Annotated in this window: 36 protein-coding genes; 1 reads left to right on the forward strand and 35 read right to left on the reverse strand. The window is 67.3% G+C overall.

Annotated elements, in window-relative coordinates:
- Positions 1–83 precede the first annotated feature (83 nt).
- Entirely contained in the window at positions 84–1,328 is a 1,245-nt protein-coding gene (locus tag LG634_RS13920) for a glycosyltransferase family 87 protein (protein WP_226734094.1), read from the reverse strand.
- 26 nt (positions 1,329–1,354) lie between these two features.
- Positions 1,355–2,983, reverse strand: a complete 1,629-nt coding sequence (locus tag LG634_RS13925) for an ABC-F family ATP-binding cassette domain-containing protein (protein WP_226734148.1) — start codon at positions 2,981–2,983, stop codon at positions 1,355–1,357.
- Positions 2,984–3,046: 63 nt separating this feature from the next.
- On the opposite strand from LG634_RS13925, the gene LG634_RS13930 reads away from it, so the two are divergent.
- Positions 3,047–3,847: a hypothetical protein gene (locus LG634_RS13930; protein WP_226734095.1), complete on the forward strand. Its 801-nt coding sequence runs from the start codon at positions 3,047–3,049 to the stop codon at positions 3,845–3,847.
- A 16-nt stretch (positions 3,848–3,863) separates the two neighbouring features.
- Here the strand turns inward: LG634_RS13930 and truA are convergent, their stop codons facing one another.
- From truA to fusA, 33 genes are all read right to left on the reverse strand, one after another.
- Positions 3,864–4,727, reverse strand: coding sequence for a tRNA pseudouridine(38-40) synthase TruA (gene truA, locus LG634_RS13935; RefSeq protein WP_226734096.1), 864 nt, complete (start codon positions 4,725–4,727; stop codon positions 3,864–3,866).
- Positions 4,728–4,812: 85 nt separating this feature from the next.
- Complete coding sequence (gene rplQ / locus LG634_RS13940; RefSeq protein WP_226734097.1) at positions 4,813–5,277, reverse strand: 50S ribosomal protein L17; 465 nt, start codon at positions 5,275–5,277, stop codon at positions 4,813–4,815.
- Between the two features lie 163 nt (positions 5,278–5,440).
- Positions 5,441–6,463, reverse strand: a complete 1,023-nt coding sequence (locus LG634_RS13945) for a DNA-directed RNA polymerase subunit alpha (RefSeq protein ID WP_010473911.1) — start codon at positions 6,461–6,463, stop codon at positions 5,441–5,443.
- Positions 6,464–6,631: 168 nt separating this feature from the next.
- Entirely contained in the window at positions 6,632–7,036 is a 405-nt protein-coding gene (gene rpsK, locus LG634_RS13950) for a 30S ribosomal protein S11 (protein ID WP_003948617.1), read from the reverse strand.
- A 68-nt stretch (positions 7,037–7,104) separates the two neighbouring features.
- Positions 7,105–7,485, reverse strand: a complete 381-nt coding sequence (rpsM, locus tag LG634_RS13955) for a 30S ribosomal protein S13 (RefSeq protein ID WP_007265919.1) — start codon at positions 7,483–7,485, stop codon at positions 7,105–7,107.
- Between the two features lie 187 nt (positions 7,486–7,672).
- Complete coding sequence (gene rpmJ / locus LG634_RS13960) at positions 7,673–7,786, reverse strand: 50S ribosomal protein L36 (RefSeq protein WP_003956441.1); 114 nt, start codon at positions 7,784–7,786, stop codon at positions 7,673–7,675.
- Between the two features lie 61 nt (positions 7,787–7,847).
- Positions 7,848–8,069, reverse strand: a complete 222-nt coding sequence (gene infA / locus LG634_RS13965; protein WP_003956442.1) for a translation initiation factor IF-1 — start codon at positions 8,067–8,069, stop codon at positions 7,848–7,850.
- A 153-nt stretch (positions 8,070–8,222) separates the two neighbouring features.
- Positions 8,223–9,074, reverse strand: a complete 852-nt coding sequence (map, locus tag LG634_RS13970) for a type I methionyl aminopeptidase (protein ID WP_226734098.1) — start codon at positions 9,072–9,074, stop codon at positions 8,223–8,225.
- 88 nt (positions 9,075–9,162) lie between these two features.
- Positions 9,163–9,810 carry an adenylate kinase gene (locus tag LG634_RS13975; protein WP_226734099.1) on the reverse strand — a complete coding sequence of 216 codons (648 nt, stop codon included), beginning with the start codon at positions 9,808–9,810 and terminating at the stop codon, positions 9,163–9,165.
- A complete protein-coding gene (gene secY, locus LG634_RS13980; protein ID WP_226734100.1) occupies positions 9,810–11,129 on the reverse strand; it encodes a preprotein translocase subunit SecY in 1,320 nt (439 codons plus the stop codon). The genes LG634_RS13975 and secY overlap by 1 nt, the downstream gene beginning before the upstream one ends.
- Before the next feature lie 380 nt (positions 11,130–11,509).
- The gene (gene rplO, locus LG634_RS13985; protein WP_226734101.1) at positions 11,510–11,965 is read right to left on the reverse strand and encodes a 50S ribosomal protein L15; all 456 of its coding nucleotides are present in this window, start codon (positions 11,963–11,965) and stop codon (positions 11,510–11,512) included.
- A gap of 2 nt (positions 11,966–11,967) precedes the next feature.
- Positions 11,968–12,150, reverse strand: coding sequence for a 50S ribosomal protein L30 (gene rpmD, locus LG634_RS13990; RefSeq protein WP_005313525.1), 183 nt, complete (start codon positions 12,148–12,150; stop codon positions 11,968–11,970).
- Positions 12,150–12,752: a 30S ribosomal protein S5 gene (gene rpsE / locus LG634_RS13995; protein WP_015035588.1), complete on the reverse strand. Its 603-nt coding sequence runs from the start codon at positions 12,750–12,752 to the stop codon at positions 12,150–12,152. The genes rpmD and rpsE overlap by 1 nt, the downstream gene beginning before the upstream one ends.
- A 45-nt stretch (positions 12,753–12,797) precedes the next feature.
- Positions 12,798–13,181 (reverse strand): 50S ribosomal protein L18, encoded by a 384-nt coding sequence (gene rplR / locus LG634_RS14000; protein WP_226734102.1) that lies wholly within the window; start codon positions 13,179–13,181, stop codon positions 12,798–12,800.
- A 3-nt stretch (positions 13,182–13,184) separates the two neighbouring features.
- Complete coding sequence (gene rplF, locus LG634_RS14005) at positions 13,185–13,724, reverse strand: 50S ribosomal protein L6 (protein ID WP_226734103.1); 540 nt, start codon at positions 13,722–13,724, stop codon at positions 13,185–13,187.
- A 20-nt stretch (positions 13,725–13,744) separates the two neighbouring features.
- Positions 13,745–14,143, reverse strand: a complete 399-nt coding sequence (rpsH, locus tag LG634_RS14010) for a 30S ribosomal protein S8 (RefSeq protein ID WP_079429302.1) — start codon at positions 14,141–14,143, stop codon at positions 13,745–13,747.
- A gap of 221 nt (positions 14,144–14,364) precedes the next feature.
- Positions 14,365–14,550 (reverse strand): type Z 30S ribosomal protein S14, encoded by a 186-nt coding sequence (locus LG634_RS14015; protein WP_003956452.1) that lies wholly within the window; start codon positions 14,548–14,550, stop codon positions 14,365–14,367.
- Between the two features lie 5 nt (positions 14,551–14,555).
- The gene (gene rplE / locus LG634_RS14020) at positions 14,556–15,107 is read right to left on the reverse strand and encodes a 50S ribosomal protein L5 (RefSeq protein ID WP_226734104.1); all 552 of its coding nucleotides are present in this window, start codon (positions 15,105–15,107) and stop codon (positions 14,556–14,558) included.
- A complete protein-coding gene (gene rplX, locus LG634_RS14025; RefSeq protein WP_226734105.1) occupies positions 15,107–15,418 on the reverse strand; it encodes a 50S ribosomal protein L24 in 312 nt (103 codons plus the stop codon). The genes rplE and rplX overlap by 1 nt, the downstream gene beginning before the upstream one ends.
- Before the next feature lie 2 nt (positions 15,419–15,420).
- Positions 15,421–15,789 (reverse strand): 50S ribosomal protein L14, encoded by a 369-nt coding sequence (rplN, locus tag LG634_RS14030; RefSeq protein ID WP_003956455.1) that lies wholly within the window; start codon positions 15,787–15,789, stop codon positions 15,421–15,423.
- 107 nt (positions 15,790–15,896) lie between these two features.
- Positions 15,897–16,178: a 30S ribosomal protein S17 gene (gene rpsQ, locus LG634_RS14035; RefSeq protein WP_226734106.1), complete on the reverse strand. Its 282-nt coding sequence runs from the start codon at positions 16,176–16,178 to the stop codon at positions 15,897–15,899.
- The gene (gene rpmC / locus LG634_RS14040; protein ID WP_054222532.1) at positions 16,178–16,402 is read right to left on the reverse strand and encodes a 50S ribosomal protein L29; all 225 of its coding nucleotides are present in this window, start codon (positions 16,400–16,402) and stop codon (positions 16,178–16,180) included. Before rpmC ends, rpsQ begins: the two co-directional genes overlap by 1 nt.
- Complete coding sequence (rplP, locus tag LG634_RS14045) at positions 16,402–16,821, reverse strand: 50S ribosomal protein L16 (protein ID WP_030026326.1); 420 nt, start codon at positions 16,819–16,821, stop codon at positions 16,402–16,404. Before rplP ends, rpmC begins: the two co-directional genes overlap by 1 nt.
- 5 nt (positions 16,822–16,826) lie before the next feature.
- Positions 16,827–17,666 (reverse strand): 30S ribosomal protein S3, encoded by an 840-nt coding sequence (gene rpsC / locus LG634_RS14050; protein WP_226734107.1) that lies wholly within the window; start codon positions 17,664–17,666, stop codon positions 16,827–16,829.
- Positions 17,666–18,013 carry a 50S ribosomal protein L22 gene (gene rplV / locus LG634_RS14055; RefSeq protein WP_226734108.1) on the reverse strand — a complete coding sequence of 116 codons (348 nt, stop codon included), beginning with the start codon at positions 18,011–18,013 and terminating at the stop codon, positions 17,666–17,668. Before rplV ends, rpsC begins: the two co-directional genes overlap by 1 nt.
- Positions 18,014–18,056: 43 nt before the next feature.
- Positions 18,057–18,338 (reverse strand): 30S ribosomal protein S19, encoded by a 282-nt coding sequence (gene rpsS / locus LG634_RS14060; RefSeq protein WP_007265903.1) that lies wholly within the window; start codon positions 18,336–18,338, stop codon positions 18,057–18,059.
- 12 nt (positions 18,339–18,350) lie between these two features.
- On the reverse strand, positions 18,351–19,187 hold the full coding sequence (gene rplB / locus LG634_RS14065) for a 50S ribosomal protein L2 (protein WP_226734109.1): 837 nt from the start codon (positions 19,185–19,187) through the stop codon (positions 18,351–18,353).
- Positions 19,188–19,226: 39 nt separating this feature from the next.
- Positions 19,227–19,547 (reverse strand): 50S ribosomal protein L23, encoded by a 321-nt coding sequence (gene rplW, locus LG634_RS14070; protein ID WP_226734110.1) that lies wholly within the window; start codon positions 19,545–19,547, stop codon positions 19,227–19,229.
- Positions 19,547–20,197: a 50S ribosomal protein L4 gene (rplD, locus tag LG634_RS14075; RefSeq protein WP_226734111.1), complete on the reverse strand. Its 651-nt coding sequence runs from the start codon at positions 20,195–20,197 to the stop codon at positions 19,547–19,549. The genes rplW and rplD overlap by 1 nt, the downstream gene beginning before the upstream one ends.
- A 5-nt stretch (positions 20,198–20,202) precedes the next feature.
- Positions 20,203–20,847, reverse strand: coding sequence for a 50S ribosomal protein L3 (rplC, locus tag LG634_RS14080; protein WP_226734112.1), 645 nt, complete (start codon positions 20,845–20,847; stop codon positions 20,203–20,205).
- 14 nt (positions 20,848–20,861) lie between these two features.
- A complete protein-coding gene (gene rpsJ / locus LG634_RS14085) occupies positions 20,862–21,170 on the reverse strand; it encodes a 30S ribosomal protein S10 (protein WP_003948644.1) in 309 nt (102 codons plus the stop codon).
- Between the two features lie 500 nt (positions 21,171–21,670).
- Positions 21,671–22,864 carry an elongation factor Tu gene (tuf, locus tag LG634_RS14090; RefSeq protein WP_226734113.1) on the reverse strand — a complete coding sequence of 398 codons (1,194 nt, stop codon included), beginning with the start codon at positions 22,862–22,864 and terminating at the stop codon, positions 21,671–21,673.
- A gap of 150 nt (positions 22,865–23,014) precedes the next feature.
- The gene (fusA, locus tag LG634_RS14095) at positions 23,015–25,147 is read right to left on the reverse strand and encodes an elongation factor G (protein ID WP_226734114.1); all 2,133 of its coding nucleotides are present in this window, start codon (positions 25,145–25,147) and stop codon (positions 23,015–23,017) included.
- Positions 25,148–25,183 lie beyond the last annotated feature (36 nt).

The following is a 25,183-nucleotide window of genomic DNA, read 5'->3' on the forward strand; positions in this document are numbered from 1 at the left end:
CCGGCGCAAGGCCCAATCACGTGAGAATGAGAAAGCCCATACGCATAACAAACCAGCAGGATACCCAAGAGGACCCAATCGGGTCAAAACGCGGTCCGCGATGCCGATGGATCCGGCGTCGCGGCGCACTCCGGTTCGGTCCTGGGTGGGGACCCCGCAGTTGTTACGGGCTCCAGAGTAACCCGACGCGAGCGCAGCGCACGACCCGCCAGCAGACCGGCGAGCGAGCAAAGCGTCGCCATGTCCCGGAACGCCCGGTTCCTTCCCTCCCACTCCGAGGGCCAGGGAACGCCCGCCGTCTGGGGCACCAGGGCCAGCCAGAACCAAGGGGAGCGCGGCATCGAGCCGTCCCGGACCCCCGAGGCCAGCAGCAGCGGGAGCACCACCAGGAGGTAGTGGTCGAAGGACGGCCGCGAGACCAGGAATGCGGCGAGCATCACCATGCAGGCCGTCTCCACCAGCCGCTCGGGCCCCTCGTCCGCGCGCCGCCAGCGCCGCCACGCGCACCAGAGCCCCGCAGCCGCCAGCAGCCCGGCGACGGCCACCGCCGCCGGCTGGGGCACACCGAGCCGCGGCAGGACCGCGACCGGCGAGGCGTCCCAGGGCAGCGCGAAGGAGTCCTGGCCCCGGAGCAGGAACGGCAGCGTCCTGGTGAAGAACAGCGAGGGCCGCGGCATCAGGGCCGCGCCCAGCAGCGAGGACCCCAGCGGCACCAGCACCACGGCGGCCAGCCCGCGCCACCGGCGGGCGAAGACGAACAGCAGCGCCACCGGCACCAGCATCGGCTTCGCCGCGACGGCCGCACCGACGATCAGCCCGGCCCGCACCCACCGCCCCCGGTGCGCGGCCAGCAGGGCCAGCGGCAGGGCGGCGGCGGAGAAGGAGGTCCAGTTCCCCAGCAGCACCAGATTGGCGTACGGCTCGTACGCGAGCGCCAGTACGGCGAGGCCCAGCACCCCGAACCGGCTGCGCAGCGGCACCGAGAAGATCCGCAGCGCCGCCCACCAGCCGACGGCCGGCAGCGCCGACGTCCCCAGCGGAACCAGGATCCGCCGGACACCCGCCGGCACCAGCGCCTCCGGCACGGCCACGAGCACCGCGCTCGGGAAGTACAGGAAGCGCTTGTCGGCGTACGGGGACCTGCCGTCCAGCAGCGCGTCCGCCGCCCGGACCACGAAGGCGTTGTCCATGCCCCCGGCGGCGGTGCGCACCGAAACCGACACGGCCACCGCCACCAGCACGCCCGCAGCGGCCGGCCGCCAGAGCCGCGGAGCGGGCCCCAGCAACCACGCCCAGAAGGCGCCCTCGCCCCTCGTCTCCCAGCGCATGGGTCAGAGACTAGGGCGCCCCGGGGTCACCGCTTGCGTTCGACCCGGCGCTCGTCCCAGACCGGCTCCGGGGTCTCGCGTACGACACCGTCCGAGCCGAAGACGAGGTAGCGGTCGAAGGAGCGCGCGAACCAGCGGTCGTGCGTCACGCACAGCACCGTGCCCTCGTACGCCTCCAGCCCGTCCTGGAGGGCCTCCGCCGACTCCAGGTCCAGGTTGTCCGTCGGCTCGTCGAGCAGCAGCGCCGTGGTGCCCGACAGCTCCAGCAGCAGGATCTGGAACCGGGCCTGCTGGCCGCCCGACAGCTTCTCGAACGGCTGGTCGCCCTGCCGCTCCAGCTCGTACCGGCGCAGCACCGACATCGCCCCGCCGCGGTCCTTCGCGTGCTCCGTCCACAGGATGTCGACGAGGCTCCGGCCGAACAGCTCCGGATGCGCGTGCGTCTGCGCGAAGTGGCCGGGCACCACCCGCGCGCCCAGCTTCCAGCTGCCCGTGTGCGACACGTCCTCGCCGGCCAGCAGCCGCAGGAAGTGCGACTTGCCCGACCCGTTCGAGCCGAGCACCGCCACCCGCTCGCCGTAGAAGACCTCCAGGTCGAAGGGCTTCATCAGGCCGGTCAGCTCCAGCCGCTCCGCGGTCACCGCGCGCACCCCGGTACGGCCGCCGCGCAGCCGCATCGTGATCTCCTGCTCCCGCGGCGGCTCCGGCGGCGGGCCGGCCTCCTCGAACTTCCTCAGCCGGGTCTGCGCGGCCGCGTACCGGGAGGCCAGCTCGTGGCTGACCGCGGCCGCCTGCCGGAGCGTGACGACCAGCTTCTTCAGCTGGGCGTGCTTCTCCTCCCAGCGCCGCTTCAGCTCCTCGAACCGGGCGAAGCGCTCCTTGCGGGCCTCGTGGAAGGTGGCGAACCCGGCGCCGTGCACCCACACGTCCGAGCCGTCCACCCCCGGCTCCACGCTGACGATCTTCTCGGCGGACCGGGACAGCAGCTCCCGGTCGTGGGAGACGAACAGCACGGTCTTGCGGGTGGCCTTCAGCTGGTCCTCCAGCCACCGCTTGCCGGGCACGTCGAGGTAGTTGTCCGGCTCGTCGAGCAGCAGCACCTCGTCCGGCCCGCGCAGCAGCGCCTCCAGCACCAGCCGCTTCTGCTCACCGCCCGACAGCGTCCGCACCTCGCGGAACTGCGCCTTGTCGTACGGGATTCCGAGCGCGGCCGTCGTGCAGACGTCCCACAGCGTCTCCGCCTCGTACCCCTGCACGTCGGCCCAGTCGCTCAGCGCCTGCGCGTACGCCATCTGCGCGGCCTCGTCGTCGACCGTCATGATCAGGTGCTCGGCCCGGTCCACCGCCTTCGCGGCCTCCCGGATCCGCGGCTGCGCCACCGAAACCAGCAGGTCGCGTACGGTGCGCTCGTCCCGGACCGAGCCCACGAACTGCGGCATCACGCCCAGCCCGCCGCTCACCGTGACCTGCCCGCCGTGCGGCTGCAGCTCGCCGGAGATCAGCCGCAGGAGCGTGGTCTTGCCCGCTCCGTTCGCGCCGACCAGCGCCACCACGGACCCCTCCCCCACCCGGAAGGAGGCGTCGGCCAGCAGCACGCGACCGTCCGGCAGGTAGTAGTCCAGGTGCCCGGCCTCAAGATGTCCCATGCCCCGCATTGTCGCGGTCGCCCCCACGGACACCCAAGCGGGTTTCCTCCCGCCCGGCCTAGGATGCCCGGCATGAGTTTTGGGGAGGAACCGTTTCCGCAGCATCCGCAGACGCCCGACTGGGAGGCGCTGGCCGACGCCCACGCCGCCCGCAGGCGCCGCCGGCGGCTGCTCGGCGCGGGGGCCGCGGCGCTCACCGCGGTGGTGCTCGCCGGTGTCGTGGCCGGCGCGCTGTACCTCGGCCGCTCCGGCGGACGTGACGCATCCGACACTCCCGGGGCCGGGCCGACGGCCTCCGAGCCGGTGTTCTCCGCCGCCCCGGATGCGAGCCCGCACCCGCTGGACCACCTCGCCGACGCCAAGCGCGACGGCCTGCCGTTCAACGCGACGGAGTTCTTCCCCGGCAAGAGCACCGAGATCAGCGGCCGCAAGTACGCACAGACCGCCGGTGACACCAAGACCGACTGCCGCAAGGCCGCCCCGGAGGCGGTGGCGAAGGTCCTCGCCCGGCACGGCTGCCGCAAGCTGGTCCGCGGCACCTACCAGCGCGACGGCGTCGCCACCACCGTCGGCGTCGCCGCCTTCGACACCACCGACCAGGCCGCGAAGGCCAAGGACGGCCTGCCCGGCGCGGTGACCGCCCTCCAGCCCTCGAAGGGCCGGAAGGCGTGCGCCAAGCCCAGGGCCTGCCTCCGCACCGTCCACGCCTACGGCCGCTTCCTGTACGTCACCCTGTCCGGCTTCCAGTCCGGCAAGGCGGCCAAGAAGCAGGACCTGGCCGTCGGGACCGCGGGCGACGACCTCGCCGAGTACGCGTTCCAGCGGATCGTGAAGCGCGGCCGCACCCTCGCCGAGGCCGCGGCCGGCCACTGACGGCCGGATCCGGGCCTCAGCAGCAGCCCGCGCCCGTGGCCCCGCCCGGCAGCGTCCGCATGTTGCGCGCCTCCTTGCTGCGCGCGGCCAGCAGCTCGTCCGCCGGGTAGCCGACCTCTTCGAGGGTCAGCCCGTGCGGCCGCACCACGTGCACCGCGGAGTCCCGTACGCCGGCCGCCAGCACCCGCCCCGGCCACTCCACCGGCCGGTGCCCGTCGCCGACGTGCAGCAGGGCGCCCACCAGCGAGCGCACCATGTTGTGGCAGAACGCGTCGGCCCGCACGGTCGCCGTGACGATGCCCTCGGCGTCCCGCTCCCAGCTCAGCCGCTGGAGCGTGCGGATCGTCGTCGCACCCTCGCGCTTCTTGCAGTACGCGGCGAAGTCGTGCTCGCCGAGCAGCGCCTTCGCCGCCTCGTTCATCGCGGCCACGTCCAGCGGCCGGTCGTGCCACAGCACGTGCCCGCGGCGCAGCGGGTCCACCCCGGCCCGGTGGTCCCCCACCCGGTACGCGTACCGCCGCCAGACGGCCGAGAACCGCGCGTTGAACCCGGCCGGCGCCTCGGCCACCGTCCACACCCGCACGTCCTGCGGCAGCCGCCCGGCGAGCCGCCGCAGCAGCACGTCCCGGTGCTCGGCCCACACCTCGGCCGCCAGGTCCAGGTGCGCCACCTGCCCGCGGGCGTGCACCCCGGCGTCGGTACGGCCGGCCACCGTCAGCTCCACCGGCTCCTTGAGCCGCATCACGGTCTGGAGAGCGGACTCCAGCTCGCCCTGCACGGTCCGCCGCGTCCGCTGCTTCGCCCAGCCGGAGAAGTCCTTGCCGTCGTACGACAGGTCCAGCCGCACCCGGACAAAGCCGGGCTCCACCTCGTCACTCACCCCTGCATCCTCTCAGTACAAGCAGAACGGGCCCGCCCCCGCGAGGGGACGGACCCGTTCAAGGCCTTACGGCACCAAAGAAGCCTCAGGCCTCCTTGGTCTCCTCAGCGGGGGTCTCGGCGGCCGCGTCGGCCTCCTTGACGGCGCGCTTGGTGGCGGCCTCGGCCTCGGCGACGGTCGCCTTCTTGGCGATCTCGCCCTCGACCAGCTCGATCACGGCCATCGGGGCGTTGTCGCCACGACGGTTGCCGATCTTGGTGATGCGGGTGTAGCCACCCGGGCGCTCGGAGTAGCGCGGGGCGATCTCGGTGAAGAGCGTGTGGACGACGCCCTTGTCCGTGATCGTCTGCAGCACCAGGCGACGGTTGTGGATGTCGCCCTTCTTCGCCTTGGTGATCAGGCGCTCGGCGACCGGACGCAGGCGGCGGGCCTTGGCCTCGGTCGTGGTGATGCGGCCGTGCTCGAAGAGCGACTTCGCGAGGTTCGCGAGGAGCAGCTTCTCGTGCGCGGCGCTGCCGCCCAGACGGGCACCCTTGGTGGGACGCGGCATGGTGTTTCTCCTTGGGGTCTGCCCTGGCCGTACGAGGTACCGGGGTCAGTATCCGAGCAGGCGGTCGCCTGTCGGAGACCCCGCGCCCCGTGAGGGGCGCGGGGAACTGCGCGGCCAGCCGGAGCCGGCCGGCAGACGTCTACGAGACCGTGGTCCCGAGCTCTCAGTACTGCTCGGTCTCGACGAAACCGGCGTCCGCGTCGTCGTCCGCACCGAAGGCGTCGGCGGCGGCGGTCGGGTCGAATCCGGGCGGGCTGTCCTTGAGGGCCAGGCCCATGCCGGCCAGCTTCGCCTTGACCTCGTCGATCGACTTCGCACCGAAGTTGCGGATGTCGAGCAGGTCGGCCTCGGAGCGGGCGACGAGCTCACCCACGGAGTGGATGCCCTCACGCTTGAGGCAGTTGTACGACCGAACGGTGAGCTCCAGCTCCTCGATCGGCAGCGCCAGGTCGGCGGCCAGGGCGGCGTCCGTCGGGGACGGGCCCATGTCGATGCCCTCGGCGTCGATGTTGAGCTCGCGGGCCAGACCGAACAGCTCGACCAGGGTCTTGCCGGCGGACGCCATGGCGTCACGCGGGCGCATGGCCTGCTTGGTCTCGACGTCGACGATCAGCTTGTCGAAGTCGGTGCGCTGCTCGACTCGGGTCGCCTCGACCTTGTAGGTGACCTTGAGGACCGGGCTGTAGATGGAGTCGACCGGGATGCGGCCGATCTCCTGGCCCAGCTGCTTGTTCTGGACGGCGGAGACGTAGCCGCGACCGCGCTCGACGGTCAGCTCCATCTCCAGCTTGCCCTTGCCGTTCAGCGTGGCGAGGACGAGGTCCGGGTTGTGCACCTCGACACCGGCCGGGGGCGCGATGTCGGCAGCGGTGACCAGGCCGGGACCCTGCTTGCGCAGGTACATCACGACCGGCTCGTCGTGCTCCGAGGAGACGACCAGCTGCTTGATGTTGAGGATGAGGTCGGTCACGTCCTCCTTGACGCCGGGCACGGTGGTGAACTCGTGCAGGACGCCGTCGATGCGGATGCTGGTGACAGCGGCACCCGGGATCGAGGACAGGAGGGTACGGCGCAGGGAGTTGCCGAGGGTGTAGCCGAAGCCCGGCTCCAGCGGCTCGATCACGAACCGGGAGCGGTACTCGTCGACGACCTCTTCGGTCAGCGAAGGACGCTGAGCGATAAGCATGTCTTTTCCTTCAGTCGTGGACGCCCACTATTTGACGCCCGACGGGTGCGGCACGCCGTGTGGCGATGCCGCGGTACTGCAAGCGTACGGGCGGCACGCCCCCCGGAGGGGCCGTACCGCCCGGACACTCAGCTCAGTGCGTCGAAACGCGCTGGTCCGACCCGAGGGTCAGACGCGGCGGCGCTTCGGCGGACGGCAGCCGTTGTGCGGGGTGGGGGTGACGTCCTGGATCGAACCGACCTCGAGGCCCGTGGCCTGGAGGGAGCGGATCGCGGTCTCACGGCCGGAGCCGGGACCCTTGACGAAGACGTCGACCTTGCGCATGCCGTGCTCCTGCGCGCGGCGGGCGGCCGACTCGGCGGCCATCTGCGCGGCGAAGGGGGTGGACTTGCGCGAGCCCTTGAAGCCGACGTGGCCGGCGGAGGCCCAGGAGATCACGTTGCCGGTCGGGTCCGTGATGGACACGATCGTGTTGTTGAACGTGCTCTTGATGTGCGCGTGGCCGTGAGCGACGTTCTTCTTTTCCTTGCGGCGCACCTTCTTGGCAGCGCCCTGACGACCCTTGGGGGGCATCTCTTACTCCTACAGGGAGGTGGTCGGTCCTACAGCGCAAGACCGCTGGAAAGCGTGTCCGCTGAGGACTACTTCTTGCCCGGCTTCTTCTTACCGGCGATGGCGCGACGCGGGCCCTTGCGGGTACGGGCGTTCGTGCTGGTGCGCTGACCGTGCACGGGCAGGCCACGACGGTGGCGGATGCCCTGGTAGCACTGGATCTCGATCTTGCGGCGGATGTCGCCCTGGATCTCGCGGCGGAGGTCACCCTCGGTGCGGAGGTTGGCGTCCACGTACTCGCGGATCTTGACGAGGTCCTCTTCGGCCAGGTCACGAACGCGGGTGTTCGGGTTCACGCCGGTGGAGGCGAGGATCTCCTTGGACCGGGTGCGCCCGATACCGAAGACGTAGGTGAGTGCGATCTCCACGCGCTTTTCGCGCGGGATGTCGACACCGGAAACGCGTGCCATTCAATGGCTCCTGTGTGCTCGGGGGTCTTCCGCAAAGCCGCTCCCGGTCCGCCGTATGAGGTACAGACCGGGTCCCCGGCCCCCGCCGGAGGTGCCGCCGGCCCGGTTACGGGCTGGGCGGGCTCTGCGTATTTACGTGTGTTGCGTCGCGCGAAGAACTGCGAAATTGCAGGTCGGTCGGCGTGCGTCAGCCCTGGCGCTGCTTGTGGCGCAGGTTGTCGCAGATGACCATGACCCGGCCGTGACGGCGGATCACCTTGCACTTGTCGCAGATCTTCTTGACGCTCGGCTTGACCTTCATGTGGGTGAGGTTCTCCGGGTCAGTGCCACCACCCGCGCAGGCGCGGGCGTGCAGGCAAGATCTACTTGTACCGGTAGACGATCCGGCCACGCGTCAGGTCGTAGGGAGAGAGCTCCACGACGACCCGGTCATCCGGGAGGATACGGATGTAGTGCATCCGCATCTTTCCGCTGATGTGCGCGAGGACCTTGTGACCGTTCTGGAGCTCCACCTTGAACATGGCGTTCGGGAGGGACTCGATCACGGTGCCCTCGATCTCGATGGCACCTTGCTTCTTGGCCACGCTTCGCCTTTCGAATCGGCTACCTTGATCGACTCCCCGCCCACGCATGCGGACATGCGGATGCAAAGGAGCCGACGAGTCAGTCTACGTCAGGGCACCCAGAAAGACGAATCCGGAAAGTTTGCCCCACAGAGTAGATCATTAAGCCGCGTCCTACCCCAGTGGGTCGGGCGCGGTGGTCACTCCGTACTCGGCCAGCTTCGCCTTGCCGCAGTCCGGGGCGGTCAGCACGATCGGGCCCTCTTCGGTCAGGGCGATCGAGTGCTCCCAGTGCGAGGACCAGGTGCCGTCCGTCGTGATGACGGTCCAGTCGTCGGCGAGCACCTCGGTCTGCGGGGTGCCGAGGCTCACCATCGGCTCGATGGCCAGGCAGACGCCCGGGACCAGCTTGATGCCCTTGCCGCGCTTGCGGGAGACGTAGTTCAGCAGGTGCGGGTCCATGTGCATCTCGGAACCGATGCCGTGGCCGCCGTAGTCCTCGATGATCCCGAACTTGCCGCGGCTGTGCTCGCCCACCGCCGGGCGCGGCTGCCGCTTGATGTACGACTCGATGGCCTTGGAGATGTCCACGAGGCGGTTGCCGAGCTTCATGGCCGCGATGCCGGCCCACATCGACTCCTCGGTCACCCGCGACAGCTCCACGAGCTCCGGCGCGTGCCCGGTGCCCACGAAGACCGTGAACGCGGCGTCGCCGTGCCAGCCGTCGATGATGGCGCCGGCGTCGATCGAGATGATGTCGCCGTCCTTGAGGACGGTCTTCTCGTCCGGGATGCCGTGGACGACGACCTCGTTCACGGAGGTGCAGATCGTCGCGGGGAAGCCGCCGTAGCCGAGGAAGTTCGACTTGGCACCGTGGTCGGCGATGACCTTGCGGGCCACCATGTCCAGATCCAGCGTGGTGGCGCCGGGCACGGCCGCCTCCCGGGTCGCCGCGTGGATGGCGGCGACGACCAGCCCCGCCTCGCGCATCTTCGCGATCTGCTCCGGGGTCTTGATCTGGACCATGCCTGCTGCCTCTCGTACGAACGTCTCTGCTCAACAGTACGGCCGCGGCGTCCAGTGGACACCGCGGCCGTACGGGGGTACTGCGGTACTACTTCTGCAGCGCGTCCATCGCGCGCTGGGTGATCTCGTTGACCTCGCCCAGCGCCGAGATCGTCACCACGAGGCCCTGGGCCTTGTAGTAGTCGATGATCGGCTCGGTCTGGGTGTGGTAGACGTCCAGCCGGTTGCGGACCGTGTCCTCGGTGTCGTCGCCGCGCTGGTACAGCTCGCCGCCGCACTTGTCGCAGACGCCCTCGGTCTTCGGCGCGGCGTACGACACGTGGAAGACGTGCGAGGAGTCGTTGCGGCAGATCCTGCGGCCCGCGATCCGCTTGACGACCTCGTCCTCCTCGACCTCCAGGTCCAGGACGGCGTCCAGCTTCATGCCGGCGGCCTTGAGCATCACGTCGAGCGCCTCGGCCTGCGAGACGTTGCGCGGGAAGCCGTCCAGCAGGAAGCCGCCCTCTGCGTCGGACTGCTCCATCCGGTCCTTGGCCATCCCGATGGTGACCTCGTCCGGGACGAGCTCGCCGCGGTCCATGTACCCCTTGGCCTCCACGCCGAGCGCGGTGCCCTGGCTGATGTTGGCCCGGAAGAGGTCGCCCGTGGAGATGTGCGGGATCGACAGGTTCTTGGCGAGGAACGCGGCCTGCGTTCCCTTGCCCGCCCCGGGAGGACCGACGAGGACGATACGCATCAGCGGAGGAACCCTTCGTAATTGCGCTGCTGGAGCTGGCTCTCGATCTGCTTCACGGTCTCCAGGCCCACACCCACGATGATGAGGATGCTCGTCCCGCCGAAGGGGAAGTTCTGGTTCGCGCCGAAGCCAGCCAACGCCATTGTCGGCACAAGAGCGATGAGACCCAGGTACAGCGACCCCGGCCAGGTGATCCGGTTGAGCACGTAGCTCAGGTACTCGGCAGTAGGTCGACCGGCCCGGATGCCCGGGATGAACCCACCATACTTCTTCATGTTGTCGGCGACTTCCTCCGGGTTGAACGAGATCGCCACGTAGAAGAAGGCGAAGAACACGATCAGGAGGAAGTAGGCGGCGATGTAGTACGGGTGGTCACCCTTGACGAAGTACTTCTGGATCCAGACGGCCCAGCCCGAGGTGGAGCCGGAGAACTGGACGATCAGCGCCGGGATGTAGAGCAGCGACGAGGCGAAGATGACCGGGATCACGCCCGCCTGGTTCACCTTGAGCGGGATGTACGTCGACGTACCCCCGTAGGCGCGGCGTCCGATCATGCGCTTCGCGTACTGGACCGGGATCCGCCGCTGGGCCTGCTCGACGAAGACCACGAGGGCCACCATCGCGAGGCCGACCAGGATCACCACACCGAACTCGACCCAGCCGTCCGCGATCTTGCCCTGGAGCTTGATGGCCCACAGGGAGCCGACGAAGCCGGCGGCGATCGAGATGAACATGAGGATGGACATGCCGTTGCCGATGCCGCGGTCGGTGATCAGCTCACCGAGCCACATGACGACACAGGTGCCGGCGGTCATGGTGAGGACCATCACGATGATGGTGAAGATCGACTGGTCCGGCACGATCTGGTTGGCCACGGGGCAGCCGGAACCCTGGAACAGCGCGCCGCTCTTGGCCGTCGCCACGAGGCCGGTGCCCTGCAGGATGGCGAGGGCGACCGTCAGATAACGCGTGTACTGCGTGATCTTGGCGGTGCCGGCCTGGCCTTCCTTCTTCAGGTTCTCCAGCCGGGGGATGACCACGGTCAGCAGCTGCAGGATGATGCTCGCCGTGATGTACGGCATGATGCCGAGCGCGAAGATGGTGATCTGGAGCAGTGCACCACCGCTGAACATCTGCATCAGGCCCATGAGGCCCTGCCCCGAGCCTGCCTGGTCAAGGCAGATCTGGACGTTCTTGTAGCTGACGCCCGGAATCGGGATCTGCGACCCGAGCCGGTAGATCACGATGATCCCGAGCGTGAACAGCAGCTTCTTGCGCAGGTCGGGTGTCTTGAACGCCCGGGCGAACGCGGTGAGCACGGTGCCTCCTGCGACCCCCGCGTGAGCCGCGTGAGGTGACGGTTTGGTAAGTCGGCGGTGACAGAGAGGCAGCCGCACACTGGTCGAGGGTGCAGGCTGCCCGGAGATTAGCAACGCCACCTTACCCGGCAGCCACCAAACCGTGAAACATCCAGTCTGCGCCAAGGGGGAGCTTGCCCCGGACCGGGTGGCTTTCGGCGGATACGACCGACGGGAATCACAGCCCGGAACGGCGACGTCCGCGACCGCCGGGCAACGGCGGCCGGCAGCGGTCCCGCTCTGGGAAGGCAGCGTGCGGAAAAGGCGGAAGCCCGCCCGGTTCCCCTCGAAAGGGGGACCGGGCGGGCTTCACACTGGCTTGCCAGCCGAGGCGTCCGGAATCAGACGAGCTCGGTGACGGTGCCGCCGGCGGCGGCAATCTTCTCCTTGGCGGAGCCGGAGACGGCGTCAACCGAAACCTGCAGCGCCACGGAGATCTCGCCCTGGCCCAGGACCTTGACGAGGCTGTTCTTGCGCACGGCACCGCGCTCGACGAGACCGGCCACGGTGACCTCTCCACCCTCGGGGTAGAGCTCGGCCAGCTTGGCCAGGTTCACGACCTGGTACTCCGTACGGAACGGGTTCTTGAAGCCCTTCAGCTTCGGGAGACGCATGTGGAGGGGCATCTGCCCACCCTCGAAGCGCTCCGGAACCTGGTAACGAGCCTTGGTGCCCTTGGTACCACGACCGGCCGTCTTACCCTTGGACGCCTCACCACGACCCACACGGGTCTTGGCGGTCTTGGCGCCCGGGGCGGGACGGAGGTTGTGGATCTTGAGCGGGTTGTTCTCCGCCATGATCAGTCGACCTCCTCAACCGTCACGAGGTGGCGGACGGTGTGCACCATTCCGCGGAACTCGGGGCGGTCCTCCTTGACGACCACGTCGTTCAGGCGCTTGAGCCCGAGCGAACGAAGGGTGTCGCGGTGGTTCTGCTTGCTGCCGATGTACGACTTCGTCTGCGTGATCTTGAGGCGAGCCATTACGCACCCGCTCCCGCACGCGCACGAAGCAGAGCCGCGGGGGCGACGTCCTCGAGGGGCAGACCACGGCGAGCCGCGATCTCCTCGGGACGCTGCAGGCCCTTCAGGGCCTCCACGGTCGCGTGCACGATGTTGATCGCGTTGTCGGAGCCGAGCGACTTCGACAGGATGTCGTGAACGCCGGCGCACTCCAGGACGGCGCGCACCGGGCCACCGGCGATAACACCGGTACCGGGGGAAGCAGGCTTCAGCAGGACGACGCCCGCAGCCTTCTCACCCTGGATCGGGTGGGGGATGGTGCCCTGGATGCGCGGGACCTTGAAGAAGTTCTTCTTGGCCTCTTCAACACCCTTGGCGATGGCCGCGGGAACTTCCTTGGCCTTGCCGTAACCGACACCTACGGTGCCGTCACCGTCGCCCACCACGACCAGCGCGGTGAAGCTGAAGCGGCGACCACCCTTGACAACCTTGGCAACGCGGTTGATCGCGACAACGCGCTCAACGTAGGCGGTCTTCTCGGCGGCAGCGCCACCGTCGCGACCCTTCCGGTCCCGCCGCTCGCCGCCACCGGCACCGCTTCCGCGGCGCTGGGGTCCAGCCATTGGATTACCTCTCTCTGTTACGTCCGTTAGTCCCGGAACCGGGGCTTAGAACTTCAGCCCGGCTTCGCGGGCGGCGTCAGCCAGAGCGGCAATGCGCCCGGCGTACCTGTTGCCACCACGGTCGAACACGACGGCCTCGACACCGGCGGCCTTGGCGCGCTCGGCGACCAGGGCGCCGACCTGCTGGGCCTGCGAGGACTTCGAGCCCTCGCCACCGCGGATCGAAGCGTCCAGGTGGGACGCCGACGCCAGGGTGTGGCCCTTGAGGTCGTCGATGACCTGCGCGGTGATGCCGCGGTTCGAACGCGTCACGACGAGGCGCGGACGCTCCGCCGTACCCGACATGTTCTTGCGGATGCGGATGTGGCGGCGCGCCTTCGCAGCGCGCTTGTAAGCGTCACCCTTGGCGATCTTCACACCGTATGCCATGGCTTACTTACCAGCCTTTCCGACCTTGCGGCGGATGACCTCGCCGGCGTACTTGACGCCCTTGGCCTTGTACGGGTCGGGCTTGCGCAGCTTGCGGATGTTCGCCGCAACCTCGCCGACCTTCTGCTTGTCGATGCCCTCGACCGAGAACTTGGTCGGCGACTCGACCTTGAAGGAGATGCCCTCGGGCGCCTCCACCAGGATCGGGTGGCTGTAGCCGAGCTGGAACTCCAGGTCGGAGCCCTTCGCGGCGACACGGTAACCGACACCGCTGATCTCGAGAGCCTTCACGTATCCCGTGGTCACACCGGTGATCATGTTGGCCACCAGCGTGCGGGACAGGCCGTGGAGGGCCTTGTTCTGACGCTCGTCGTTCGGACGGGTGACGTTCAGAACGCCGTCCTCGCCCTTAACGATCTCGATGGGGGCGGCAACGGTGTGCGTCAGCGAGCCCTTCGAGCCCTTGACGGTGACCGTGCGGCCATCGATGGTGACGTCCACGCCGGCGGGAACCGGGATGGGGAGCTTGCCGATACGAGACATAGCTATTCCTCCGTTCCCGACTACCAGACGTAGGCGAGGACTTCCCCACCCACGCCCTTCTTCTGCGCCTGCTGGCCGGTCAGGAGACCGTGGGACGTGGAGATGATCGCCACGCCCAGGCCGCCGAGGACCTTCGGCAGGTTGGTGGACTTCGCGTACACGCGCAGGCCCGGCTTCGAGATGCGCTTGATGCCGGCGATCGAGCGCTCGCGGTTCGGACCGAACTTCAGCTCGAGGACGAGGTTCTTGCCAACCTCGGCGTCCTCGACCTTCCAGCCGGTGATGAAACCCTCCTGCTTGAGGATCTCCGCGATGTGCGACTTGATCTTGCTGTGCGGCATCACGACCTGGTCGTGGTACGCCGAGTTAGCGTTGCGCAGACGAGTCAGCATGTCTGCGATCGGGTCAGTCATGGTCATGAATTGGCCTTCGGCCTCTCTCGCCGGGGTTTCCTGTATGCGCCATCCCTCTCCCCACTCAGAGGCGGGACGGGTGCGGTGCGGGGACCTACGGCGTAGTAAGTCGATAGGGCGGCGGGCGCCCAACCCCACAAGCCTACGGCATGCGGGATGAGCGGTCCGCCGACCTGATGCTTACCGAGAGCGTCTGGAAAACCTCATCACCCGAGGGTGAAGGGGTTTTACCAGGAGCTCTTGGTCACGCCCGGCAGCTCGCCACGGTGAGCCATCTCACGAAGGCACACGCGGCACAGGCCGAACTTGCGGTACACGGAGTGGGGACGACCGCAGCGCTGGCAGCGGGTGTACGCACGCACACCGAACTTGGGCTTGCGGGCAGCCTTCGCGATGAGAGCCTTCTTCGCCATCTCGCTTACGCCTCCTTGAAGGGGAAGCCGAGGTGACGAAGGAGGGCACGGCCCTCGTCGTCGTTGGTCGCCGTGGTGACCACGGTGATGTCCATACCCCGGGTACGGTCGATCTTGTCCTGGTCGATCTCGTGGAACATGACCTGCTCCGTGAGACCGAAGGTGTAGTTGCCACGGCCGTCGAACTGCTTCGGCGACAGGCCGCGGAAGTCACGGATACGCGGCAGCGCGAGCGACAGCGTACGGTCCAGGAACTCCCACATGCGGTCACCACGGAGGGTGACGTGGCAACCGATCGGCTGACCCTCACGCAGCTTGAACTGCGCGATGGACTTGCGGGCCTTGGTGACGGCCGGCTTCTGACCGGTGATCGTGGTGAGGTCCTTGATGGCGCCCTCGATCAGCTTGGAGTCGCGGGCGGCGTCGCCCACACCCATGTTGACCACGATCTTCACGAGGCCGGGGATCTGCATGACGTTCTCGTAGGAGAACTCCTCACGCAGCTTGCCCGCGATCTCCTCGCGGTACTTCGTCTTCAGACGCGGAGTGGTAGCCATCAGATGTCCTCACCCGTGCGCTTGGCAACGCGGATCTTGTTGCCCTCGTCGTCGAAGCGGTAACCGACGCGGGTGACGACCTTCTTGCCGTCCTTCTCCACGACCAGCTGAACGTTGCTGACGTGGATGGGGGCCTCGGTGATCACGATGCCACCGGCCTGGTTCTGCGCGGCCTTGGTGTGCTTCTTGACCCGGTTGACACCCTCGACGAGGACACGGTTCTCAGCGGGCATGGCCTGGATGACCTTGCCCTGCTTGCCCTTGTCCTTACCGGTGATGACCTGGACCAGGTCGCCCTTCTTGATCTTCATGCTTACAGCACCTCCGGCGCGAGCGAGATGATCTTCATGAACTTCTTCTCGCGCAGCTCACGACCCACCGGGCCGAAGATACGGGTGCCACGAGGGTCGCCGTCGTTCTTGAGAATGACAGCGGCGTTCTCGTCGAAGCGGATGTACGAGCCGTCCTGACGACGACGCTCCTTGACGGTGCGAACGATGACAGCCTTGACGACGTCACCCTTCTTCACGTTGCCGCCCGGGATCGCGTCCTTGACAGTGGCGACGATGACGTCACCGATGCCCGCGTAGCGGCGACCCGAGCCACCGAGAACACGGATGCAAAGGATCTCCTTGGCACCAGTGTTGTCGGCGACACGCAGTCGCGACTCCTGCTGGATCACGTCTATCTCCTGTTTGTCTGCCGGTTCCCGGCCGGGGCCCACCCCTTACGAGGTGGGGCCCCGGCCGAGCCTGGCGGAACGAATCCGGGGGAAACCCCCCGGACTAATTACTTGGCCTTCTCGAGGATCTCGACGACACGCCACCGCTTGGTCGCGGACAGCGGACGCGTCTCCATGAGGAGAACGCGGTCGCCGATGCCCGCGGCGTTGGCCTCGTCGTGCGCCTTGAGCTTGTTCGTACGGCGGATGACCTTGCCGTACAGCGCGTGCTTGACGCGGTCCTCGACAGCGACGACGACGGTCTTGTCCATCTTGTCGCTGACGACCAGACCCTCACGGGTCTTGCGGAAACCGCGGTCGTTGGTCTCAGTCACGTTGTTCTCGCTCATCAGGCGTTCTCCACCGTCTCGATACCGAGCTCACGCTCGTGCATCAGGGTGTAGATGCGAGCGATGTCCTTACGGACGGACTTGAGCCGGCCGTTGTTCTCCAGCTGGCCCGTGGCCGCCTGGAAGCGCAGCTTGAACAGCTCTTCCTTGGCCTCGCGCAGCTTGCCAACGAGCTCCTCGTTACCGAGCTCACGCAGCTCGGACGCCTTGGTTCCCGTCGCCATCACGACTCACCTGCCTCGCGCCGAACAATCCGGCACTTCATCGGAAGCTTGTGAGCAGCGCGGGTGAGCGCCTCACGAGCAATCTTCTCGTTCGGGTAGGACAGCTCGAACATGACCCGGCCCGGGTGCACGTTCGCGATCCACCACTCGGGAGAACCCTTACCGGAACCCATGCGGGTCTCGGCCGGCTTCTTCGTCAGGGGACGGTCCGGGTAGATGTTGATCCAGACCTTGCCGCCACGCTTGATGTGACGGGTCATCGCGATACGAGCCGCCTCGATCTGGCGGTTCGTCACGTAGGCCGGGGTCAGCGCCTGGATGCCGTACTCGCCGAACGAGACCTCAGTACCGCCCTTGGCCATACCGCGGCGCTTCGGGTGGTGCTGCTTGCGGTGCTTGACCCTACGAGGGATCAGCATGTCGGTCAGGCCTCCGTTCCGGTGCTCTCAGCCGGAGCGGCGGCAGCGGCCTCGGCCTTGGGGGCCTCGACGGCAGCAGCCTGCTGCGGCTTGCGGCCGCCACGGCCGCCACGCTCTCCACCACGGCCGCCACGGCCCGCGGGGCGGTCGGCGCCGGCGCCACCGCGAGCCGGGCGGTTACCCGCACGGGCCGCAGCGTTCTCGGCACGGACCTCGGCGATGTTCTTGACGTCGCCCTTGTAGATCCAGACCTTCACGCCGATACGGCCGAAGGTGGTCTTGGCCTCGAAGAAGCCGTAGTCCACGTTCGCGCGCAGCGTGTGCAGCGGCACACGACCCTCGCGGTAGAACTCGGACCGGGACATCTCGGCGCCGCCGAGACGACCGCCACACTGGATCTTGATGCCCTTGGCGCCGGCCTTCATCGTGCCCTGCATGCTCTTACGCATGGCGCGACGGAAGGAGACGCGGGAGGAGAGCTGCTCGGCAACGGCCTGGGCGACCAGCTGGGCGTCCATCTCGGGGTTCTTGACCTCGAGGATGTTCAGCTGGACCTGCTTGCCCGTGAGCTTCTCGAGGTCACCGCGGATGCGGTCGGCCTCGGCGCCACGGCGGCCGATGACGATGCCGGGACGGGCGGTGTGGATGTCCACACGCACGCGGTCACGGGTGCGCTCGATCTCAACCTTCGAGATGCCGGCGCGCTCCATGCCGGACGTCATCATCCGACGGATGGCGACGTCTTCCTTGACGTAGTCCTTGTACAGCTTGTCGGCGTACCAACGGGACTTGAAGTCCGTGGTGATACCGAGCCGGAACCCGTGCGGGTTTACCTTCTGGCCCATTACCGGGTTCCTTCCTTGCTGCTGACGACCACGGTGATGTGGGAGGTCCGCTTGCGGATCCGGTAGGCACGGCCCTGGGCACGCGGACGGAACCGCTTCAGGGTCGGGCCCTCGTCAACAAACGCCTCGCTGATGACCAGCGAGGAGGCGTCCGTGTGGTTGTAGTTGTGCGCGGCGTTGGCGATGGCGCTGTCAAGCACCTTGCCGACCGGCACAGACGCGGCCTGCGGGGCGAAACGCAGGACCGCCTGGGCCTCCGTGGCGTCCATGCCACGGATGAGGTCCACCACACGGCGGGCCTTCATGGGCGTGACGCGGATGTACCGCGCCTGGGCCCTGGCTTCCATGGTTGTCCCTTCGATGTAAGTCATTAGTCGTTCCACCCCGCGATTAGCGGCGCTTCGACTTCCGGTCGTCCTTGACGTGGCCGCGGAAGGTGCGAGTCGGCGAGAACTCGCCGAGCTTGTGGCCGACCATGGACTCGGTGACGAACACCGGGACATGGGTCTTGCCGTTGTGCACCGCGATGGTGTGACCCAGCATGCTGGGGATGATCATCGAGCGACGGGACCAGGTCTTGATGACGTTCTTGGTGCCGGCTTCGTTCTGGGCGTCCACCTTCTTTACGAGGTGGTCGTCGACGAAGGGCCCCTTCTTGAGACTGCGCGGCATCTAAACCCGCTCCTAGCGCTTCTTGTTCGTCTTGCGGCGGCGGACGATGTACTTGCTCGAAGCCTTCTTCGGCGAGCGAGTACGACCCTCCTTCTGACCCCACGGGGAGACCGGGTGGCGACCACCACTGGTCTTGCCCTCACCACCACCGTGCGGGTGGTCAACCGGGTTCATCGCGACACCGCGGACGGTCGGGCGGACGCCCTTCCAGCGCATGCGGCCGGCCTTGCCCCAGTTGATGTTCGACTGCTCGGCGTTGCCGACCTCGCCGACGGTGGCGCGGCAGCGCACGTCGACCAGACGGATTTCACCCGACGGCATACGGAGGTGCGCCATGGCACCTTCCTTCGCCAGCAGCTGCACGGAGGCACCCGCGGAACGGGCGAACTTGGCGCCACCACCGGGACGGAGCTCGATCGCGTGGATCGTGGTACCGACCGGGATGTTGCGGAGCGCCAGGTTGTTGCCGGGCTTGATGTCGGCCGTGGGGCCGTTCTCAATCCGGTCGCCCTGGTTCAGACCGCGGGGAGCGATGATGTAGCGCTTCTCGCCGTCCGCGTAGTGCAGGAGCGCGATGCGCGCGGTGCGGTTGGGGTCGTACTCGATGTGCGCGACCTTGGCCGGCACGCCGTCCTTGTCGTGACGACGGAAGTCGATCACACGGTAGGCGCGCTTGTGTCCACCACCCTGGTGGCGAACGGTGATCCGACCGGTGTTGTTACGGCCGCCCTTGCTGTGCAGCGGGCGAACCAGCGACTTCTCCGGCGTGGACCGCGTGATCTCGACAAAGTCGGCGACGCTGGAGCCACGACGGCCCGGAGTCGTCGGCTTGTACTTGCGGATACCCATTTCTCAGTCCTCGTCCGATATTCGGACCAGGGCGCTCCGTTAGGAGGCCTGGCCGAAGATGTCGATACGGTCGCCCTCAGCGAGGGTCACGATGGCGCGCTTCGTGTTGGCGCGCTTGCCGAAACCGCTCTTGGTGCGCTTGCGCTTACCCTGACGGTTGATCGTGTTGACCCCGGTGACCTTGACCGAGAAGACCGCCTCGACGGCCTGCTTGATCTGGGTCTTGTTGGCGCCGGGCGCGACGATGAACGTGTACTTGTTCTCGTCCAGCAGCGCGTAGCTCTTCTCGGAGACGACCGGCTTGATCAGCAGGTCGCGCGGGTCCGTGAAGGTCTTGCTGGTGGTCGTTGCCTCGGACATCAGGCCTCGTTCCCTTCGGTCTCAGCGGCCTTGGGGCCAGACACGAAGGACTCGAGAGCGGCCTGGGTGAAGACCACGTCGTCGGAGACGAGCACGTCGTACGTGTTCAGCTGGCCCGGCTCCAGGATGTGCACCTGGGGCAGGTTGCGGGCGGACAGCCACGCGGCCTCGTCGGCACGCTCGACGACCAGGAGCAGGTTCTTGCGCTCCGAGATCTTGCCGAACAGCGTCTTGGCGGCCTTGGTGGAGGCGGCACCCTCGACCACGCCGGAGACGACGTGGATGCGGGAGTGACGGGCCCGGTCGGTGAGGGCGCCACGCAGAGCGGCGGCCTTCATCTTCTTCGGGGTCCGCTGCGAGTAGTCACGCGGCACGGGGCCGTGCACGACGCCACCGCCGGCGAACTGCGGCGCACGGGTCGAACCCTGACGGGCGCGGCCGGTGCCCTTCTGGCGGTACGGCTTCTTGCCGCCACCACGGACCTCGCCACGCGTCTTGACCTTGTGCGTACCCTGACGGGCGGCGGCCAGCTGCGCGACGACGACCTGGTGGATCAGCGGAACGCTGACCTTGGCGTCGAAGATCTCGGCCGGGAGCTCGACGGTCCCGGTCTTGTCGCCGGCAGGCGACAGAATGTCAATGGTGCTCATAGTCCTCAGGCCCCCTTGGCCGCAGTGCGGACCAGGACGAGGCCGCCGTTCGGACCAGGAACCGCGCCCTTGATGAGCAGCAGGCCCTTCTCCGCGTCAACGGCGTGAACGGTCAGGTTCTGGGTGGTGACCCGGTCGTTACCCATGCGGCCGGCCATCTTCATGCCCTTGAAGACACGGCCCGGGGTGGCGCAGCCACCGATCGAACCGGGCTTGCGGTGCACGCGGTGGGCACCGTGCGAAGCCTTGCCACCACGGAAGTTGTGGCGCTTCATGGCACCGGCGAAGCCCTTGCCCTTGCTCGTGCCCGTGACGTCAACCTTGACGCCGGACTCGAACACCTCGGCAGTGACCTCCTGGCCGAGCGTGTACTCGCTGGCGTCGGAGGTACGGAGCTCCACCAGGTGGCGGCGCGGGGTCACGTCGGCCTTAGCGAAGTGGCCCTTGAGGGGCTTGTTCACCTTGCGCGGGTCGATCTCGCCGAAGGCGATCTGGACCGACTCGTAGCCGTCGATGTCGTTGGTGCGGACCTGGGTGACAACACAGGGCCCGGCCTTGACGACGGTCACCGGGACGATGCGGTTGTTCTCGTCCCAGACCTGGGTCATGCCGAGCTTCTCGCCCAGGACGCCCTTGATCTGCTTAGCCATCTTCTCCGCGCCTCTCAGAGCTTGATCTCGATGTCAACGCCGGCCGGAAGGTCCAGGCGCATCAGCGAGTCAACGGTCTTGGGCGTCGGGTCGAGGATGTCGATCAGGCGCTTGTGCGTGCGCATCTCGAAGTGCTCGCGCGAGTCCTTGTACTTGTGCGGCGACTTGATGACGCAGTACACGTTCTTCTCAGTGGGCAGCGGCACCGGGCCCGCGACCGACGCACCAGTGCGGGTCACCGTCTCGACGATCTTCTTCGCCGAGGAGTCGATGACCTCGTGGTCGTAGGCCTTGAGCCGGATGCGGATCTTCTGTCCCGCCATGGCTACTTCGTAGTCCTTTGTCTCTGTGGAACGCTCTGGCACTCGATCGGCTGCCTGTTCGGCCGCTTCTCTCCGACCCCCGCGGTCGGGCGTGTCGCGCTCCCTCTCTGAAAATTCCCATACGGAAATTCCCTCTTCAAGGGGGCACGGTCCCAGACCGTGGATCGGGGGAGAAACACCCACCGAGCGCCTGGCCAGCACCCCGCTGAGCTTCCCGGAAGATTCCCGTACGTCCGCCCCATTGCTGCCCCGAGGGGCAGATAAAGGCGACGAGTACTGTGGGACTCGCTTCCGGTCCTCCCGGCGGGAGGCGCGCAGCATCGGTACTCAACCGAGCAACTAGAACAGTTTGCCATACATGACGCAGGGCGCGCCAATCGCAAGCGGGGAGGGTACCCCATCTCACATTCGGAAGGGCCCCGCCCCGCCGCTCGCGCGGCAGGACGGGGCCCTTCCTTCATGCATGGTTGCTCCGAAGAGCCACCAGGTCAGAACACGAATTACTTCGTGATCTTGGTGACCTGGCCGGCGCCGACGGTCCGGCCACCCTCACGGATGGCGAACTTGAGGCCCTCCTCCATGGCGACCGGCTGGATCAGCTGGACGCTCATGTCGGTGTTGTCGCCCGGCATGACCATCTCGGTGCCCTCGGGGAGGGTCACGACGCCGGTCACGTCCGTGGTACGGAAGTAGAACTGCGGGCGGTAGTTGTTGAAGAACGGGGTGTGACGGCCACCCTCGTCCTTCGACAGGATGTACGCAGCGGCCTCGAACTCGGTGTGCGGCGTGACCGAACCCGGCTTGATGATGACCTGGCCGCGCTCGACGTCCTCGCGCTTGATGCCACGGAGGAGCAGACCGACGTTCTCACCGGCCTGGCCCTCGTCGAGCAGCTTGCGGAACATCTCGATGCCGGTGACCGTGGTGGTGGTCTTCTCCTGCTTGATGCCGATGATGTCAACGGTCTCGTTGACCTTCAGGACACCACGCTCGATGCGGCCGGTGACGACCGTACCGCGACCGGTGATGGTGAAGACGTCCTCGACGGGCATGAGGAACGGCTTGTCCGTCTCACGCGGCGGGGTCGGGATGGCCTCGTCCACGGCCTTCATGAGGCCGAGGAGCTTCTCGCCCCACTCCTTGTCGCCCTCGAGGGCCTTGAGCGCGGAGACCTGGACGACCGGCAGGTCGTCGCCCGGGAAGTCGTACTCGGAGAGCAGCTCACGGACCTCGAGCTCGACGAGCTCCAGGATCTCCTCGTCGTCCACCATGTCGGCCTTGTTCAGGGCGACGACGATGTACGGAACGCCGACCTGGCGGGCCAGGAGCACGTGCTCCTTGGTCTGCGGCATCGGGCCGTCGGTGGCGGCGACCACGAGGATGGCGCCGTCCATCTGCGCGGCACCGGTGATCATGTTCTTGATGTAGTCCGCGTGACCCGGGCAGTCGACGTGGGCGTAGTGACGCGCCTCGGTCTGGTACTCGACGTGCGCGATGGAGATCGTGATACCGCGCTGGCGCTCCTCGGGAGCCTTGTCGATCTGGTCGAAGGCCGAGGCCTCGTTCAGGTCCGGGTACGCGTCGTGCAGCACCTTGGTAATGGCGGCCGTGAGGGTCGTCTTACCGTGGTCGATGTGACCGATGGTGCCGATGTTGACGTGCGGCTTAGTCCGCTCGAACTTCGCCTTCGCCACTGGGGTCCTCCTGTGGAGTGGTTCTGTACGCCTTACTCAACGGCGCCAGGTGATCTTTGCTGGAATGCCGGCTCCCCCGGGGCAACTCAAGCTGTTGCCCTTGTTGCCCCAGGGATTCCGGTGACAAGCCTAAAGCGTGAAACGAGTGTGTTACTCGCCCTTGGCCTTCGCGATGATCTCCTCGGCGACGTTCCGGGGAACCTCGGCGTAGGAGTCGAACTGCATCGAGTAGCTTGCGCGACCCGAGGTCTTGCTGCGGAGGTCTCCGACGTAGCCGAACATCTCCGAAAGCGGCACGAGGCCCTTGACGATCTTGGCTCCGTGACGGTCCTCCATGGCCTGGATCTGGCCACGGCGGGAGTTGATGTCACCGATGACATCGCCCATGGACTCCTCGGGCGTGGTGACCTCAACGGCCATCATCGGCTCGAGCAGAACGGGCGACGCCTTGCGCGCACCCTCCTTGAACGCCTGCGAACCGGCGATCTTGAAGGCGAGCTCGGAGGAGTCGACCTCGTGGTAGCCACCGTCGAGCAGGATGACGCGGACGCCGGTCATCTCGTAGCCCGCCAGGATGCCGAACTGCATGGCCTCCTGCGCACCCGCGTCGACCGAAGGGATGTACTCCTTCGGGATGCGGCCACCGGTGACCTTGTTCACGAACTCGTACGCCGGACCCTCGGGGTCGGTGATCGGCTCGATCGCGATCTGCACCTTGGCGAACTGACCGGTACCACCGGTCTGCTTCTTGTGGGTGAAGTCGATGCGCTCGACGGCCTTGCGGATCGTCTCGCGGTACGCGACCTGCGGCTTGCCGACGTTGGCCTCGACCTTGAACTCGCGCTTCATACGGTCGACCAGCACCTCGAGGTGCAGCTCGCCCATACCGCCGAGGATGGTCTGGCCCGTCTCCTCGTCCGAGTGAACGTGGAAGGAGGGGTCCTCCTCCGCGAGACGCTGGATGGCGACACCCAGCTTCTCCTGGTCACCCTTGGACTTGGGCTCGATGGCGACCTGGATGACCGGGGCCGGGAAGTCCATGGACTCCAGGATGACCGGCTGCTTCTCGTCGCACAGCGTCTCACCGGTGGTGGTCTGCTTCAGGCCCATGACGGCGACGATGTCGCCGGCGCCCACCGCGTCGATCTCCTCACGCTTGTTCGCGTGCATGCGGTAGATCTTGCCGATGCGCTCCTTCTTGCCCTTGACGGAGTTCAGCACCGAGGTGCCGGCCTCCAGGCGGCCCGAGTAGACCCGGACGAAGGTGAGCTTGCCGAGGTGCGGGTCGCTCATGATCTTGAACGCGAGCGCGGCGAGGGGCTCCTCGTCCGACGGCTTGCGCTTCACGGCAACCTCGGCGTCCTTGACGTCGTGGCCCTCGATGGCCTCGATGTCCAGGGGGGACGGGAGGTAGCGGACGACCGCGTCGAGCAGGGGCTGGACGCCCTTGTTCTTGAACGCCGTACCACAGAACACCGCGGTGATCGTGGGCTCGCCCTTGCCCTTGCCGGAACCGAGGATGATGCGGCGCACGGCCGCGTGCAGCTGCTCCTCGGACGGCTCGTCGCCGTTGAGGAAGAGCTCCATCATCTCTTCGTCGTTCTCGGCAACGGTCTCGACCAGCTTGCCGCGCCATTCCTCGGCGAGCTCGGTGTGCGAGGCCGGGATGTCGACGACGTCGTACATCTCGCCCTTGGTCGCCTCGGCGGACCAGACGAGCGCCTTCATGCGCACGAGGTCGACGACGCCCTGGAAGTCGGCCTCGGCACCGATCGGCAGCTGCATCACGATCGGAACCGCGCCCAGGCGGTCCTTGATCATGTCGACGCAGCGCATGAACTCGGCGCCGGTGCGGTCCAGCTTGTTGACGAAGCAGATGCGCGGGACGCCGTAACGGTCGGCCTGACGCCACACCGTCTCGGACTGCGGCTCGACACCGGCAACACCGTCGAACACGGTGACGGCACCGTCGAGGACGCGGAGCGAACGCTCCACCTCGACGGTGAAGTCGACGTGACCCGGGGTGTCGATGATGTTGATCGTGTGATCGACATCCTCGAGCGGCCAGTGGCAGGTCGTCGCGGCCGACGTGATCGTGATGCCGCGCTCCTGCTCCTGCTCCATCCAGTCCATCGTGGCAGCGCCGTCGTGGACTTCACCGATCTTGTAAGACACACCGGTGTAGAACAGGATGCGCTCGGTGGTGGTCGTCTTGCCCGCGTCGATGTGAGCCATGATGCCGATGTTGCGCACCTTGGCCAGGTCAAGCGAAGTGGTAGCCATAAGGCTTCAGTCTTCTCTCGGTCTCGATGTGGGTTG

This window comes from Streptomyces bambusae (genome assembly GCF_020532645.1).
Taxonomy (GTDB): domain Bacteria; phylum Actinomycetota; class Actinomycetes; order Streptomycetales; family Streptomycetaceae; genus Streptomyces; species Streptomyces bambusae.